At 48.9% G+C, this 13,450-nt stretch carries 10 protein-coding genes and 2 pseudogenes; 8 read left to right on the forward strand and 4 right to left on the reverse strand.

Annotation, left to right across the window (positions count from 1 at the left end; all coding sequences use genetic code 11):
* Positions 1-41 precede the first annotated feature (41 nt).
* Positions 42-1,349 (reverse strand): MFS transporter, encoded by a 1,308-nt coding sequence (locus AACH44_RS00065; protein ID WP_261847397.1) that lies wholly within the window; start codon positions 1,347-1,349, stop codon positions 42-44.
* Between the two features lie 275 nt (positions 1,350-1,624).
* Here AACH44_RS00065 and AACH44_RS00070 point away from each other — a divergent pair, with 275 nt between their 5' ends.
* Positions 1,625-2,314: a FadR/GntR family transcriptional regulator gene (locus tag AACH44_RS00070; protein WP_137741857.1), complete on the forward strand. Its 690-nt coding sequence runs from the start codon at positions 1,625-1,627 to the stop codon at positions 2,312-2,314.
* Between the two features lie 52 nt (positions 2,315-2,366).
* On the opposite strand, the gene AACH44_RS00075 is transcribed toward AACH44_RS00070, so the two are convergent.
* Positions 2,367-4,370: a methyl-accepting chemotaxis protein gene (locus AACH44_RS00075; protein WP_338659449.1), complete on the reverse strand. Its 2,004-nt coding sequence runs from the start codon at positions 4,368-4,370 to the stop codon at positions 2,367-2,369.
* 370 nt (positions 4,371-4,740) lie between these two features.
* Positions 4,741-5,754 (reverse strand): LacI family DNA-binding transcriptional regulator, encoded by a 1,014-nt coding sequence (locus AACH44_RS00080; protein WP_261847399.1) that lies wholly within the window; start codon positions 5,752-5,754, stop codon positions 4,741-4,743.
* A 210-nt stretch (positions 5,755-5,964) separates the two neighbouring features.
* Here AACH44_RS00080 and AACH44_RS00085 point away from each other — a divergent pair.
* From AACH44_RS00085 to AACH44_RS00110, 6 genes and pseudogenes are all read left to right on the forward strand, one after another.
* A pseudogene (locus AACH44_RS00085) lies at positions 5,965-6,269 on the forward strand (PTS sugar transporter subunit IIB).
* A gap of 16 nt (positions 6,270-6,285) precedes the next feature.
* Positions 6,286-6,411, forward strand: a complete 126-nt coding sequence (locus AACH44_RS00090; protein WP_261847490.1) for a hypothetical protein — start codon at positions 6,286-6,288, stop codon at positions 6,409-6,411.
* Positions 6,411-6,711: pseudogene (locus AACH44_RS00095) on the forward strand (PTS lactose/cellobiose transporter subunit IIA). The gene AACH44_RS00090 and the pseudogene AACH44_RS00095 overlap by 1 nt, the downstream one beginning before the upstream one ends.
* A 15-nt stretch (positions 6,712-6,726) precedes the next feature.
* Positions 6,727-8,169 (forward strand): 6-phospho-beta-glucosidase, encoded by a 1,443-nt coding sequence (locus tag AACH44_RS00100; protein WP_261847400.1) that lies wholly within the window; start codon positions 6,727-6,729, stop codon positions 8,167-8,169.
* A 347-nt stretch (positions 8,170-8,516) separates the two neighbouring features.
* Positions 8,517-9,332, forward strand: coding sequence for a sugar-phosphatase (gene yidA, locus AACH44_RS00105; RefSeq protein WP_261847401.1), 816 nt, complete (start codon positions 8,517-8,519; stop codon positions 9,330-9,332).
* A 384-nt stretch (positions 9,333-9,716) separates the two neighbouring features.
* Positions 9,717-10,610 (forward strand): hypothetical protein, encoded by an 894-nt coding sequence (locus AACH44_RS00110; RefSeq protein ID WP_261847402.1) that lies wholly within the window; start codon positions 9,717-9,719, stop codon positions 10,608-10,610.
* 178 nt (positions 10,611-10,788) lie between these two features.
* Here the strand turns inward: AACH44_RS00110 and AACH44_RS00115 are convergent, their stop codons facing one another.
* Positions 10,789-11,691 (reverse strand): LysR family transcriptional regulator, encoded by a 903-nt coding sequence (locus AACH44_RS00115; protein WP_261847403.1) that lies wholly within the window; start codon positions 11,689-11,691, stop codon positions 10,789-10,791.
* 142 nt (positions 11,692-11,833) lie between these two features.
* Between AACH44_RS00115 and AACH44_RS00120 the strand changes: the two genes are divergently transcribed.
* Positions 11,834-13,384 (forward strand): ABC transporter substrate-binding protein, encoded by a 1,551-nt coding sequence (locus AACH44_RS00120; RefSeq protein WP_261847404.1) that lies wholly within the window; start codon positions 11,834-11,836, stop codon positions 13,382-13,384.
* The last annotated feature ends 66 nt before the right edge of the window (positions 13,385-13,450 follow it).

Raw genomic sequence — 13,450 nt, forward strand, 5'->3', positions numbered from 1 at the left:
TGTTACTCCTTGCTACTGAATATCGAAAATAGGTGGCGATGTTATGCTTCAGGGGCTTCTTCTATAGGATCTTTCACAATAAAGAAGTAAGCCAGCGCCCCTGCAAACGTCACACAAGAGCACACCACGAGTGCCAAATTAAATGAGTGCGTTTTGTCCACGACCCAGCCGGTGACGATAGGGGCGAAGGACGCGAAAATGAAACTACCGAAATTCTGGATGCTACTGACCGAAGCGACCATACGTGAGGGAGCCATTACTTGTACCAACCCCCACGCTGATGTTCCCGCGAAGTGGACAAAAAATAGCGCCAGACTGATAAACGCGACGGCCATCGTTGTTGATGTTGATTGAACAACCAGCAGCGTACATGCCGCAGAGCATACCAGACCCAGACAGATGAGCGACTTACGGCTTTTTACGAGGGAATAGCCTCTGCGTGCCAGCCGATCCGCGACGGTGCCATTGATAAGCATACCGATAGAGCCAAAAAGGAAGGGAATAGCAGCAACCCATCCGGTGTTTGCCAGGCTCAGCCCGCGTTCTGCCTGAAGGTAACCCGGTAGCCAGGAGAGGTACAGCCAGCCAGTGTAATTGACGCCGCTAAAGCCAAGGATCATCCCCCAGACGGTGCGGCGTTTAAACAACGCGCCCCATTCTTTTAGCGTAACGCGTGTTTGCGATGCGGGTTTAGTGCCTGCATTCAGGTAGTCTTTCTCTTCCTGAGTCAGCACAAATTTGTCACGGTTGCGATACCAGGCATACCAGCACAATGCGATGGAGATCCCTGCGATACCAATGATGACAAACATCATACGCCAGCCAAATGCCAGCATCAGCGCGACCAGGATCGGTGGTGCAAAAGCCTGGCCGATAGTGGTCGATGAATTGAAGATCCCCATTGGCAGGCCGCGTTCTTTCGCTGTGAACCAATCGGTGATCACTTTTACGCCACTGGGCATAAAGGGTGCTTCACCGATCCCCAAACCAATACGTAACATAATGAAATGTGAGAAGCTATTCACCATTCCAGCCATCGCCTGCATACTTGACCAGAACAACAAGCCAGCACCCAGTACAACGCGCGGGCCAAAGCGATCGAGTAACAACCCGCTAGGTAGCTGCGAAATACCATAGGAGAGTGAAAAAGCGGAGAGAAGCACGCCAAATTCCGTGGCAGAGAGTCCCAGATCGGCACGAATGGCTTCGTTTGCAATTGATAACGAACCGCGATCGAGAAAATTGATGATCCCTGCAAGAAACAGTAAAAGCAAAGAAACAGTCTGGATACGTTTAAGCCGTTCAGTACGCTGCGCTGTCGGCGAGTGATCCAATGAGGTGGTAGACATTATTTTTATCCTCAACAGCAATCAGAATCTTGTAGAACCCTGGAATATTCATGGAGCAATATTATTGGGATTGGACTAAAGGTCTGGTGGTCAGGCCGCTAGGCCATAAGAAGTATTCCGTAAGATGACGCTCATTACTGTGATGTACTTCTCATTATCTTTTCTTGTGCGTAAAGGCCACCGTAGATGAAAGAGGCGAGCGAATTCTTCGCATATGGTAAGCTTCGCCTCAGTATTGTACCGCTCACGCAAGCCTGAAGTAGGTTGGAGGAGTTATGGATTTACCCGCGCTCAAAGTGGAGCGTTTGTACCGTCAAATATCAAATCTGCTGATTAACTGCATTCAGAATGGGCAGTTTTTACCAGGAGATATGCTGCCCTCAGAGCGGGATTTGGCTAAACAACTCAGTGTCAGTCGTTCGTCGATCCGTGAAGCATTGATTGCACTGGAAATTACCGGGTGGGTCGAAATTCGCACCGGAAACGGTGTATTTGTCAGCAACCCATTGCCTCAGGCTGCGCAGTCGCAACCTGAGGAAGAATTCAGCCTGAAATCGTTGATTCTGGCACGTCAGGCTTTTGAAGGATTATTGGCTGAAATGGCGGCGCGCAACGGTAGCGAAGATCAGCGAACCGAGCTGATAGATATCATGCAGGATCTCACGCAGCTCAATGCTAACGATGAAAAATTTCTGAGCGAAGATAAGCGCTTTCATCTGCTGATTGGTGAAATGAGTGGTAATGAAGTGCTACGTGACATGATGGAAAACTTGTGGAACAAACGCACAAGTTCACGCTTTGTCCGGCTGGAGAGCCACTACGCGCAGGAGGATTTTCCTGTGGCGTTACAGCAAGACCATCATGATATCGCTATGGCGATTGCGGCGCGTGACCCCGTGCGTGCGCGTGCTTGCATGGAGCGTCATCTACAGCATGTTTACGATCGGCTGTTTAGCAACCCATAAACCATGAACCCGACCGCGCCGAATGGGGCGGTCGGGTTTGGGGCGGAAAGGGTTAAGAGAGTTTAAATACCAGCACCGTTTGCGTGAGCTGTCTGGCCTGTTCTTCCAGCGATGCGGCAGCAGCCGTGGCTTCCTGCACCAGTGCGGCGTTCTGCTGGGTAACGCCGTCCATCTCATGTACCGCCTGTGTGACCTGGCTGATACCGCGCGATTGTTCATCTGACGCTGAGACGATCTCGTCCATGATGTCTTTTACCGAGGTGACGGCATTCAGCATGTCCTGCATGGTTGCGCCTGCACTCTGAACCAGCGTGACGCCGCTGTCGACACGGCTGGCGGATTCCGTAATCAGCGCGGTGATATCTTTTACCGCACTGGCGCTGCGCTGCGCGAGGTTACGCACCTCGTTGGCAACGACCGCGAAACCGCGCCCTTGTTCACCTGCTCTGGCGGCTTCTACCGCGGCATTGAGTGCCAAAATATTGGTTTGGAACGCGATGCTACTAATGATGCTGGTAATGTCGGCTATTTTCTTCGAACTGTCGTCGATCTCACTCATGATATGGACAACCTGACCGACTATCTTGTCGCCTTTCTGAGCGATCTGCGCAGCATTCTGCGCCAGCGTTGTGGCGTTATGAGCGTTATCCGCATTCTGTTTCACCGTCGCCGTAATCTGTTCCATGCTGGCGGCGGTTTCTTCCAGCGCCGCCGCCTGCTGTTCGGTACGAGAAGCCAGATCGATGTTACCTGCTGCAATCTCTGTCGCACCATGGCTGACGGATTCGCTGGTGTTAATCAACTGTTCGGCAATGTCTCTTAGCTGCGTCTGCATGGCGTTCATCGCGTAGAAAATACTGCTGTCGTCTTTCGGTAGCACAGGGATGGCCTGCGTTAAATCTCCCTGCGCGACGGACAGCGCAATTTGCGCTGCCTGAGCAGGTTCGCCACCAATAGGACGGGCGACCTTGCGGTTAAAGATGATACCCAACACACCGGAAACCACTACGATACTCAGCACCATAAGCAGTAGCGCCATGTTGCGCTGCTGTACGGTTTCCGCCATCACTACGTTGACGGGGGCGGACAGGCCGAGCATCCAGGGTGTACCGGTATTGCCGATATTTACTGGAACATACACGTTAAACGCTGGCGTATTCAGTACGGCGTTATCACGTTCGATCTGATAAGGCTGACCAGTGGTGACATGATCAAGCAGCGTTGCATCGTTTTCAATTTTTTTGGTTACCCGCGCTTTTTCGGGGTGAGAAATAAAAGCGCCAGTATGGGATAGCAGCTGTGCATAGCCCGTGCCTTGATAGGGCTTGATGTGATTGGTGAGCTGTTGCAGCGTATCCAGAGAAAAATCCGCCGTGACGGAGCCGTAAAATTTATTGTTGATGATGATGGGCACGGCAATGGAAGTCAGCAGGACATCGACGCCGTTATAAGGGTAGCTATACGGTTCCAGAATCACGTCTTTCTGGAGTTTCTTCGGCAGCAGATAATAGTCACCGCTGCCTGGTGTTTCATAATCCACCAGATTATGCAGAGCAACATTGCCTGCGGTATCGCGGTCAACATAGCGAACGAAACGGCCTTGTGGGTCCTGATCGGGTTGACCGACGTACTCCCGATCTTTGCCATCAAACGCATCAGGCTCCCATGCCAGCGACATGGAAAGGAAATCGGGGTGACTCTTCAGCGCATTTTTCAGCAGCGTTTCTGCGGTTTTCCGATCGGCGTTTCCTGCTTCCTGCAAACTGACAACACTCTGCACCAGATTACGTGCCGCATGGAGCGCGACATCCAGCTTTTGCTGAATAAGATAGCTGTTGGTATATGCGGTTTGCTCAAGATACTGCTGGGCGATGGTTTTTTGCTGCTGGCCGGATTGCCAAACCAACAGACCGATGGTGAGAATAAAACCGAGTGCGATAGTGGTGATGCCTGCCAATAGCATCAGCATACGTGTGCTGAGCTTTCTTTTTAACGTTGCTGGCGAGGAATGAATGGAGAGGTTGCTGTGGCTAACCGGTAACAGTGTTGTAGACATATGCGTAATATCCCCTGGGATATAAGCGCCTATCGGCTAATGCCGATCGTTTAAGCATCGAGATAGATGGGGCGACCACAGGCGGGAGATCTCCCCCCCACGGGAACTTCCCCTGTGTTGCCCCTAATAACGGGCTTAAGTGACCAGTATTCGCCTATTGGCACCTTTTTCATAAAAAACAATCGATTGTCTTCCTTTCTGTTTTTGGGCCGTTCCCTTGCGCGGCTCGTCATTTTTTGTGATGTAAATCACAATTAAGTTATCGGCGATAAACAAAATCCCTTTAGATGGTTCACGAAAATGTCACAAATCTGCGTGGTGATTAAATCAAGATTGCAGTGAGGCATGACGCCTCACCGAGTGAAGGGGATCAGGCGGCAGGGCCTTTGCTGACGGAATCACGGATAATCAGTTCGCCCTTGAAAGCGGGTGCTGGCGTGACGGTTTCGCCTTCTAACCGGCACAGCAGTTTTTCAAGGGTGTAGTTGATCATCTCAGCGACGGGCACATGCACGGTGGTGAGGGGCGGGTAGAACCATGATGCCATTGGTAAATCGTCAAACCCCAGCAGTGAGACATCCTGTGGAATGGCGAGTCCGTGTTCGCGCAGCGCTTTCGCCGCACCAATCGCCATATCGTCATTGCAGGCAACCAGCGCACTGAAGGTGGCTGCTCTTTGAAGCAGGGATTTTGCTGCCGTATAGCCGCTGTCATGGGTCCAGTCACCTGGCGCAATCAGCCTGTCATCGCAGGGAATCCCGTTGTTCACTAACGCCTGTCGATAGCCCGCCAGCCTGCTTGTGCCGGTGGGGGAGTTTGACGACCCGCAAATAAACGCGATATCACGATGACCCTGCGCGATCAGGTAATTGGCAGCATCATGGCTGTGTTGCTGGTGATCGGTGCAGACACCACTATCACTGTGCTGATGCAGCGTGCGGTTCACGACCATGATCGGCTGATCGTGCTGTTCAATAATTTCTTCCAGTTCATCCGTGGAGAGAAAGCGCGGATAGATAATAACGGCATCGCAGCGCAAATCGAGCAGGAATTGGATCGCTTCGCGCTCTTCTTCCGCGCTGTGCTTGCCATCCGCCATGATGAGTTGACGGCCATATTTTTCCGTCATGGTTGCCGTTTGGAACAGTAATTCGCTGAAATAGGGGCCGCTGTACAGCGTATTGGTGACAACCAAACCAATAATTTGTGATTTGCTCGTGGCGAGTTGGCGAGCCAGTAGGTTGGGTCGGTAGCCAATCTCTTCAATGGCCTGAAATACCCGATCCCGCGTGGTTTTACTGACATAGTTATTCCCTGTCAGCACGCGTGATACGGTTGCCTTGGATACACCGGCTTTTTTCGCGACATCGAGCATGGTTACCATCGTACTTTCCCGTTCTCCTGTACTGACTTATGTCGCCATTATAGGGAAAACTCTCCTTTTTTATCACCAATAACAAGTATAGGGATAAAAATATGCCCCACTTGCGCTATTTATGATCGCCTTCAAAAAATAGTAAAAACAATATGAAACCGGTTGCATATTGTTTTATGTCTTGCTTGAATAATAAAAAAACGGACGGTGAGGTGCAGTATGAATAAGATTTTACTCTGTTGCGCAGCAGGAATGTCTACCAGCATGTTGGTACAGCGAATGGAAAAGGTCGCCGAGAAAAAAGCGATCGCTGTTGAGATAAAAGCCGTGGTTTTTGAAGTGGTTAATGGGCTGACTGATGAATATGACTGCTGCCTGCTGGGGCCACAAATCAAATATAAACTGCCTGAATTCAAAGCGATAGCCGATGAAAAAAAAGCCAATTGCGGTCATTAATATGGTTGATTACGGCATGATGAATGGGGGAAAAAGTCCTTAACGATACCTTGGCGATGATTGCGTAGCAGAGCGGGAGGAATAATGAGTAAATTAAGCGAGTTATTATTCGGCATTATCGAAAATCGTATTAGTCCGATTGCGGCAAAATTCTCCAGCCAGCGTCATGTTGTGGCAATTAAGGATGGCTTTATTGTTTCGATGCGCTAATGGAACTGATTATCTATATGGGAGAGGCGCGTTCCTGCTCGATGGAAGCGCAGAGCGCAGCCAGAAAATACGACTGGGGTACGGCTGAAGAACGGCTGAACGCGGCTTCTGTAAGCCCATCAAATCCAAACGGCTTTGATTGGTGCCGATGAGGGCAGCGGAAAAATCTCGGTCAACCTGATTTTGGTTCACGCGCAAGATCACCTGATGAACGCGATGTTATGTCGTGAGCTGGTGGAGGCGTTGATCCAACTGCATCGGGAAATCTCCACCCTGAAACAACATGTAAACCTGAACTAACGAGAAGGAAACAAGATGTCTATTGAACAATTACCGAAAGACTTTCTGTGGGGCGGCGCGGTAGCGGCGCATCAAGTTGAAGGTGGTTGGGATCAAGGCGGTAAAGGCGTCAGTATTTGCGATGTCCTGTCCGGCGGTGCGCATGGCGTTGACCGTGTGATTACCGATGGTGTACAGCCTGGTGTCAGTTATCCAAACCATCAGGCAGTGGAATTCTATTCACACTATAAGCAGGATATCGCCCTGTTCGCCGAGATGGGCTTTAAATGTTTCCGCACCTCGATTGCCTGGACGCGTATTTTCCCCAATGGTGATGAATTGGAGCCGAATGAAGCGGGTCTGCAATTCTATGACGACCTGTTCGATGAACTACTGAAATATAACATTGAGCCAGTGATTACGCTGTCTCACTTTGAGATGCCACATCATCTGGTTAAGCAGTACGGCGGCTGGGTGAACCGTAAAGTGGTGGATTTCTTTGTACGCTACAGTGAAGTGGTCATGAAGCGTTATCAGTCCAAAGTGAAATACTGGATGACCTTCAATGAGATCAACAACCAGCGTAACTGGCAGTATCCGCTGTTTGGCTACTGCTGTTCCGGCGTGATTTTTACCGATCACGATAAGCCTGAGCAGGCGATGTACCAAACGCTGCACCACCAGTTTGTCGCCAGTGCGAAAGTAGTGAAACTGGGTCATGACATTAACCCAGATTTCAAAATCGGCTGCATGCTGGCGCTAGTGCCACTCTACCCGTGGTCATGCCACCCGGATGACGTGATGTTTGCACAGGAAGCGATGCGTGAGCGCCACCTGTTCGGTGACGTACAACTGCGCGGTTATTATCCGTCTTACATCCTGAAAGAGTGGGCGCGTAAAGGCTATCAGATTGATATGCACCCGGAAGATGAACAGACGCTGCGTGATGGCTGCACGGATTATCTGGGTTTCAGCTACTACATGAGCAACGCGGTGCAACTGGCGGCGAAAGGTCGGAAAACGGAAGATGCGATTGCAGGTTTTGACGGCGGCGTGAAAAACCCGCATGTGAAAGCGTCAGAGTGGGGTTGGCAGATCGATCCGGTTGGCCTGCGCTATACGCTGAACAGTTTTTACGAGCGTTATCAGAAACCGATGTTCATCGTCGAAAATGGCTTTGGTGCGGTAGACAAGGTGGAAGCTGACGGCAGCATTAATGACGATTACCGTATCGAGTACCTCAAAGCGCATATCGATCAGATGAAGAAAGCTGTCGTGGAAGACGGTGTGGAACTGATGGGTTATACCCCGTGGGGCTGCATCGACTGTGTGTCGTTTACCACCGGTCAGTACAGTAAACGTTACGGTTTCATTTACGTGGGTAAGCATGATGATGGCACCGGCACGTTCAAGCGCTCGAAGAAAAAGAGCTTTGACTGGTATAAGAACGTGATCTCCAGCAACGGTGCTGAGCTATAAGGCGATTGTAGAAAACGTTAGCCACAGGGCCGTGCTTAACCGCACGGCTTTTTCTTGTCAGTGTTAACCTCTTCCCCAAGATGAGCGCTTATATACAAATAATGTAGCGTGCAGCCGGGTTCATAGGGGGCTGGCGCTTGAGCCCCCTATGTCGGACGCGTGCTATGAAGTAGCATGAGAAGGGAGGTATTGTGGCGCACGAAATGGCTCCGTGTTTTCAGAGGTAGCCTTCAGGAAGAGGGATTGTCTTGTATTGTAATATGCCTGTCACCCTGCTGTATTTCACTAACGACTTCATCGCTGAATCGCGTTAGCATGAAAACAGATAACTTGATGCTGGAAAAACTATGTCTGTAAAACTGATCGCTATTGATATGGATGGGACGTTGCTGACGCCCCAAAATCAAATTTCACCTGCGGTAAAAGCCGCGATTGCCGCTGCCAGAGAGAAAGGTGTTCAGGTCGTGCTGGCAACCGGTCGCCCCTACATCGGCGTCGAACGCTACCTGATGGAGTTAGATTTACAGCAGGAAGGCTGTTACTGCATCACCAACAACGGTGCGCTGGTGCAGCGCACGGTCAACGGTGAGTGTGTGGCGCAAACCGCATTGAGCTTCGACGATTATCTCTACTTTGAAGCGCTGGCCTGCAAATTGGGTGTCCATTTTCACGCGCTGGATTTCAATTTTGTCTATACCGCCAATAAAGACATCAGCCCTTACACCATTCACGAATCTCACCTGACCGGGATGCCGTTGAAGTATCGTGCGGTAGACGAAATGGATCGTAGCCTGACGTTCCCGAAAGTGATGATGATTGATGAACCAGAGATTCTGGATCGCGCCATTAGCCAATTGCCCGCGGAAGCTTTTGAACGCTACACCATCATGAAGAGCGCCGAATACTATCTGGAAATTCTGGATAAGCGCGTCAACAAAGGTGAAGGCGTGAAGATGCTGGCGGAACACCTCGGCATTCCACGCGAAAGCGTCATGACGCTGGGCGATCAGCAGAACGATTTGGCGATGATTCGCTATGCGGGTATCGGCGTCGCGATGGGGAATGCTACCGATGAAGTGAAAGAAGCCAGCCAGTTTGTCACCAGAACTAACATGGAAGACGGCGTCGCCTACGCGATCGAGAAATTCGTTCTTAATGCCTGATTAGGGATAGACCTGTTATATTCCAAGCTGCTTGTGCGTTGGTAATACTCGGCTTATCTCTGAGACTCACCCTGAATAGCCGCTGCAAGCGGCGTTCAAACTGGCTGAGTCAATGGTTCTCTCATTCACCTCATCCTAAATCGTGGGTGGGAACGGCGTCGCCGTCCGTCTGGAACTCGGTATAAACGGTTATCTGATAATCACCTGATTGAGTATCTGAGCCAAAATCAGGATATTCTCAATATGCTATTGAGAGATTATAGATAGCCAGGTGGCTGATTTTACTTAATTCAGAATATATAGCTGTGGTTGATATGTTAAAATCTTTTTTGCATTAGCTTTGTAATCATTGGACGTAATATATTTCAATTATGGAACTATATCATGAAGACGGTATTAAAATTAGGGCTGGCTTTGATTTTTGCAATTTCTTTTTATTTTTATAATGGGTTAGATCTAACAAGTCGTGAAGGAGAGTTTCACTATAGCAACCCCACCAACAAAAATATAACCTTTAAGGTTGATGGTGAAAATTATGAAATAGTACCAGGAGGTAAGGGGAATATTGAACTTTCTTCAGGTATGCATAAATTAGAAAACAGCAAAGGTGAGGTTTTCTCCTTCATGGTTTTGGATGATAACAACGGTGGAATTATCAATCCAGATAATCATGTTTATTATACGTTATCAGAAGTCTATGCCGTTGAAGGGGCGTCGAATAAATTTAAACCAGCAACCTATGATGTGACGATAAACGGGAATCAGTTAGAAATGCCTGCCAGAAGTGCAAACGCCTCCGTCATTGATGCCAAAAAATTTAAATGTAATTACCAATTAGATGAACCGTTCCCTGAGTCAATCAAAATCAATGAGCGTAATCCAAGTGGTAATATTAGATCCAAATGCTTTGATAAGAAAGATATGTTGGAATATTTATTAAATACTTATAAAGAAGATCTCAAGTCTGAGTCGCCGGAGGATGAAGGTGACGACTCAATTAACATGGTATTTAACTATGATGCTCCAGCGGTGAGTTTCCTCAATGCAGATATGCAGAAAAATGCAGACGAAATAATCAGCGAAGTGAAGAAGTTAAAAGAAAGCAATGACGTCGAGACTCATGATAAAATAATCTCTAATATTAGTAAGATATATGGCGATTTGATCACGGTATACGCGAAAAACACCATGACCCTTCCGCAGGAGGAAAGTAAAAAATATAATGACTTCATTCGTAAGGTCGGTGATCTACAAACGTATGGCGTTTGGGGTAAATAATTAATATTTAATGATAAGAGCAGGGTCTTCTGAAGTTGGTGCATTACCTAAAAGAAGACTCTTGCCTTTATGATGACACCAGGAAAACTACCGAAGAATCGATAGGTTGGAAGATGAGACTGGGTTTCCATAATGGGCATTTTAAATTTTCAAGCCTCCAGTATGGTACGGCCAATAATTATTTCAACGCCAAGCTCGCCGCTAGTTTTTCTTTCATCACCAGAGTGATGTGATTCACCACTTGGCTGCGAGGAATTTGAGGGGGATATACCGCGCAATACGCCATTTTTATATCGGGGTTGAATGGTTTTACGATAACGGGCGAAGGGCTATTCAACGCGGTAATAAAATCCACCACGCCGATGCCGACATTTCTTGAAGCCAGCACGCAGCAGTTAACCATCGAGGTTTCGATAGGGTTATGCAGATAGATTTGCTCTTTTCTGGCGGAGATATCGATTTGCGCCCGCAACGGCGTGGTTCTGCCGGGCAGAATTGCGCGGGTGTTGGTGTTGGCCAGATCGGCCAGCGTGATTTCATCGGCTGTAGCAAGGGGGTGATCCACTGCTAACACTGCGACAGCACTGGCGTCGGCCAGCGGTTCAGCTTCCAGCCCTTTGATACCCGGCTGGCCGAAAATAAACCCAACGTCATAGTGATTTTCAGCAATCGCGTCTGTAATACGGCTGCTGCTTTCGATGTCTAAAAACAGGGAAAGATCGGGATATTTCTTGAGTAAGGTAGGGAGAACCTGGTCTGAGCAAAGAAACGAAAGCGCCTGAACGGCGGCGATGCGCAGGACACTGCCTTTAGCGTGGCGAATTTCATCGGCAATCAGCCCGATGTGATCCAACCCCAAATAAAGACGTTCAACTTCCCGATACAGCTTCATTGCCTCGGCACGTGGGATCAAGCCGCGTCCGTCTCTATCAAACAGCTTCAGATTCAGTGCGTCTTCAAAGTCCTTAATGAGTCGGCTGACGGCGGGCTGGGTGATGTACATCATGTTGGCGGCAGCGGTGATGCCTCCGGTGAGGATGACTTTATGGAAGGCTTCAACCTGACGGGGATTGATACGCATGCTAGTCACCTTAAAACATAACATTTAGTTATCAATTTAACACAAAATGCAATTTTTCATTATCCAATCTGACGCATAGACTCACAATCATAAGATTTAATACACTTCATTAGTACTCAATCATGGAACAGAGGGTTAGTGAATGAAGAAATCAACGCTGGCGTTATTGTTTACCGTTTTATTTTCATCTTCACCTTTGGTTTATAGCGCGGACCTGAATATCGGTTTGGCTTCCTCCACCACATCAATGGATCCGCAGTTTTATGTGGGTGGAGCGAATAGCGCAATGGCGCGCAATATTTTTGACGGTTTGGTTGTACAGGATGAAAAACAGCAGATTGCACCTGCCCTGGCAACCCGTTGGAAAGTGATTGACGACAAAACGTGGGAATTTGTATTGCGTCCTGGCGTCAAGTTTCACGACGGCAGTGATTTTACGGCTAAAGATGTGATTGCCAGCATTAAGCGTGTTGCGCTGGCCTCAAAAAACAGCCCAAGCTCTTACGCACCTTACGTCAGCGACATTGCTGAAGTAATAGAAGTGAATCCATTAACGGTGCGGATAAAGACAAAAGAGGCATCGCCGCTGCTGCTGAATAATTTAAGTCGGGTTTCCATTTTGCCCGCCCGACTTGAGAATGTCCCGACGGAAACGTTGAATTCAGGAAAAGAGGTGATTGGTACAGGGCCATTCAAATTTGTTTCCTGGGTGCCGGACGACCGAGTAGTCCTTAGTCGTAATGATGATTACTGGGGAGGAAAAGCCGAGTGGGACAACGTAACTGTCCGTGTATTTAAAAACAGTAGTGCACGTGTAGCAGCCGTATTATCCGGTGATGTGGACATGATTGAAAACGTTCCAACAGCCGACAGCAGTAATATTGAAAAAAATCAGCAGTTAAAAACGATTTCAACACCAGGGAATCGTATTATTTACCTTCATATGGATCAGCAGCGAGATGAATCACCGTTCGCCAAAGGTTCTGATGGTAAAAACCCATTACTAAAAAAAGAAGTACGCCAGGCGATGTCTTTAGCACTTAATCGTCAGGCAATCGTCGATCGTGTGATGGAGGGGCAGGCTGTTGTTGCCTCTCAGCTTGTACCGAAGGGGTATCTCGGGTATTCCGCTTCCATTCCTGCGCCGGTTTACAGTCCGGAGAAAGCCAAGCAGGAACTGGCAGCGGCGGGTTACCCCGATGGTTTCACGCTGACCTTCCATGCGTCTAACGATCGTTATCCTAATGATTCTAAAATTGCTCAGGCCATTGGCCAAATGTTCACACGTGTCGGCATCAAAACCGAAGTGGTTACGATGCCCGGCAGCGTGTACTTCTCGCGCGCTTCTCGCCAGGAATTCAGTTTGATTATGGGCGGGGCCGCGATTGAAACCGGGGAAGCCTCTGGTGTATTGGGACCATTGCTAGAAACCTTTGGCCCCAATGCAGGACAGGGGAATCGTGGTCGCTATTCCAATCCTGTCTTTGATAAAACGCTGAACGAAGCGCGTGCCACGTTGGATGATACCAAGCGAGATGCGCTGCTGGCTGAGGCAATGAACATCGGTATGAACGATCTGGGGGTGATTCCAGTGATGTTCTTGTCCAACACCTGGGCGATGAAAAAGCAGTATACCTACGTGGGCCGTTCCGATGCCTACACGCTGCCGTACTTTGTCCGTTCCGCGAAATAGTCACCTTTCAATCATGAGCCAAGAGGGGTGAGGCTTCACCCCTTATTACCGATAACAAGGAGAGCG

Origin of the sequence: Pectobacterium araliae (assembly GCF_037076465.1) — a bacterium.
Lineage (GTDB): Bacteria > Pseudomonadota > Gammaproteobacteria > Enterobacterales > Enterobacteriaceae > Pectobacterium > Pectobacterium araliae.

Coding starts and splice junctions, on each gene's coding strand:
- AACH44_RS00065 (WP_261847397.1), bottom strand. CDS start 1,349: ATGTCTACCACCTCATTGGATCACTCGCCGACAGCGCAGCGTACTGAA.
- AACH44_RS00120 (WP_261847404.1), top strand. CDS start 11,834: ATGAAGAAATCAACGCTGGCGTTATTGTTTACCGTTTTATTTTCATCT.
- AACH44_RS00070 (WP_137741857.1), top strand. CDS start 1,625: ATGGATTTACCCGCGCTCAAAGTGGAGCGTTTGTACCGTCAAATATCA.
- AACH44_RS00100 (WP_261847400.1), top strand. CDS start 6,727: ATGTCTATTGAACAATTACCGAAAGACTTTCTGTGGGGCGGCGCGGTA.
- AACH44_RS00090 (WP_261847490.1), top strand. CDS start 6,286: ATGAGTAAATTAAGCGAGTTATTATTCGGCATTATCGAAAATCGTATT.
- AACH44_RS00075 (WP_338659449.1), bottom strand. CDS start 4,370: ATGTCTACAACACTGTTACCGGTTAGCCACAGCAACCTCTCCATTCAT.
- AACH44_RS00110 (WP_261847402.1), top strand. CDS start 9,717: ATGAAGACGGTATTAAAATTAGGGCTGGCTTTGATTTTTGCAATTTCT.
- AACH44_RS00080 (WP_261847399.1), bottom strand. CDS start 5,754: ATGGTAACCATGCTCGATGTCGCGAAAAAAGCCGGTGTATCCAAGGCA.
- AACH44_RS00115 (WP_261847403.1), bottom strand. CDS start 11,691: ATGCGTATCAATCCCCGTCAGGTTGAAGCCTTCCATAAAGTCATCCTC.
- yidA (WP_261847401.1), top strand. CDS start 8,517: ATGTCTGTAAAACTGATCGCTATTGATATGGATGGGACGTTGCTGACG.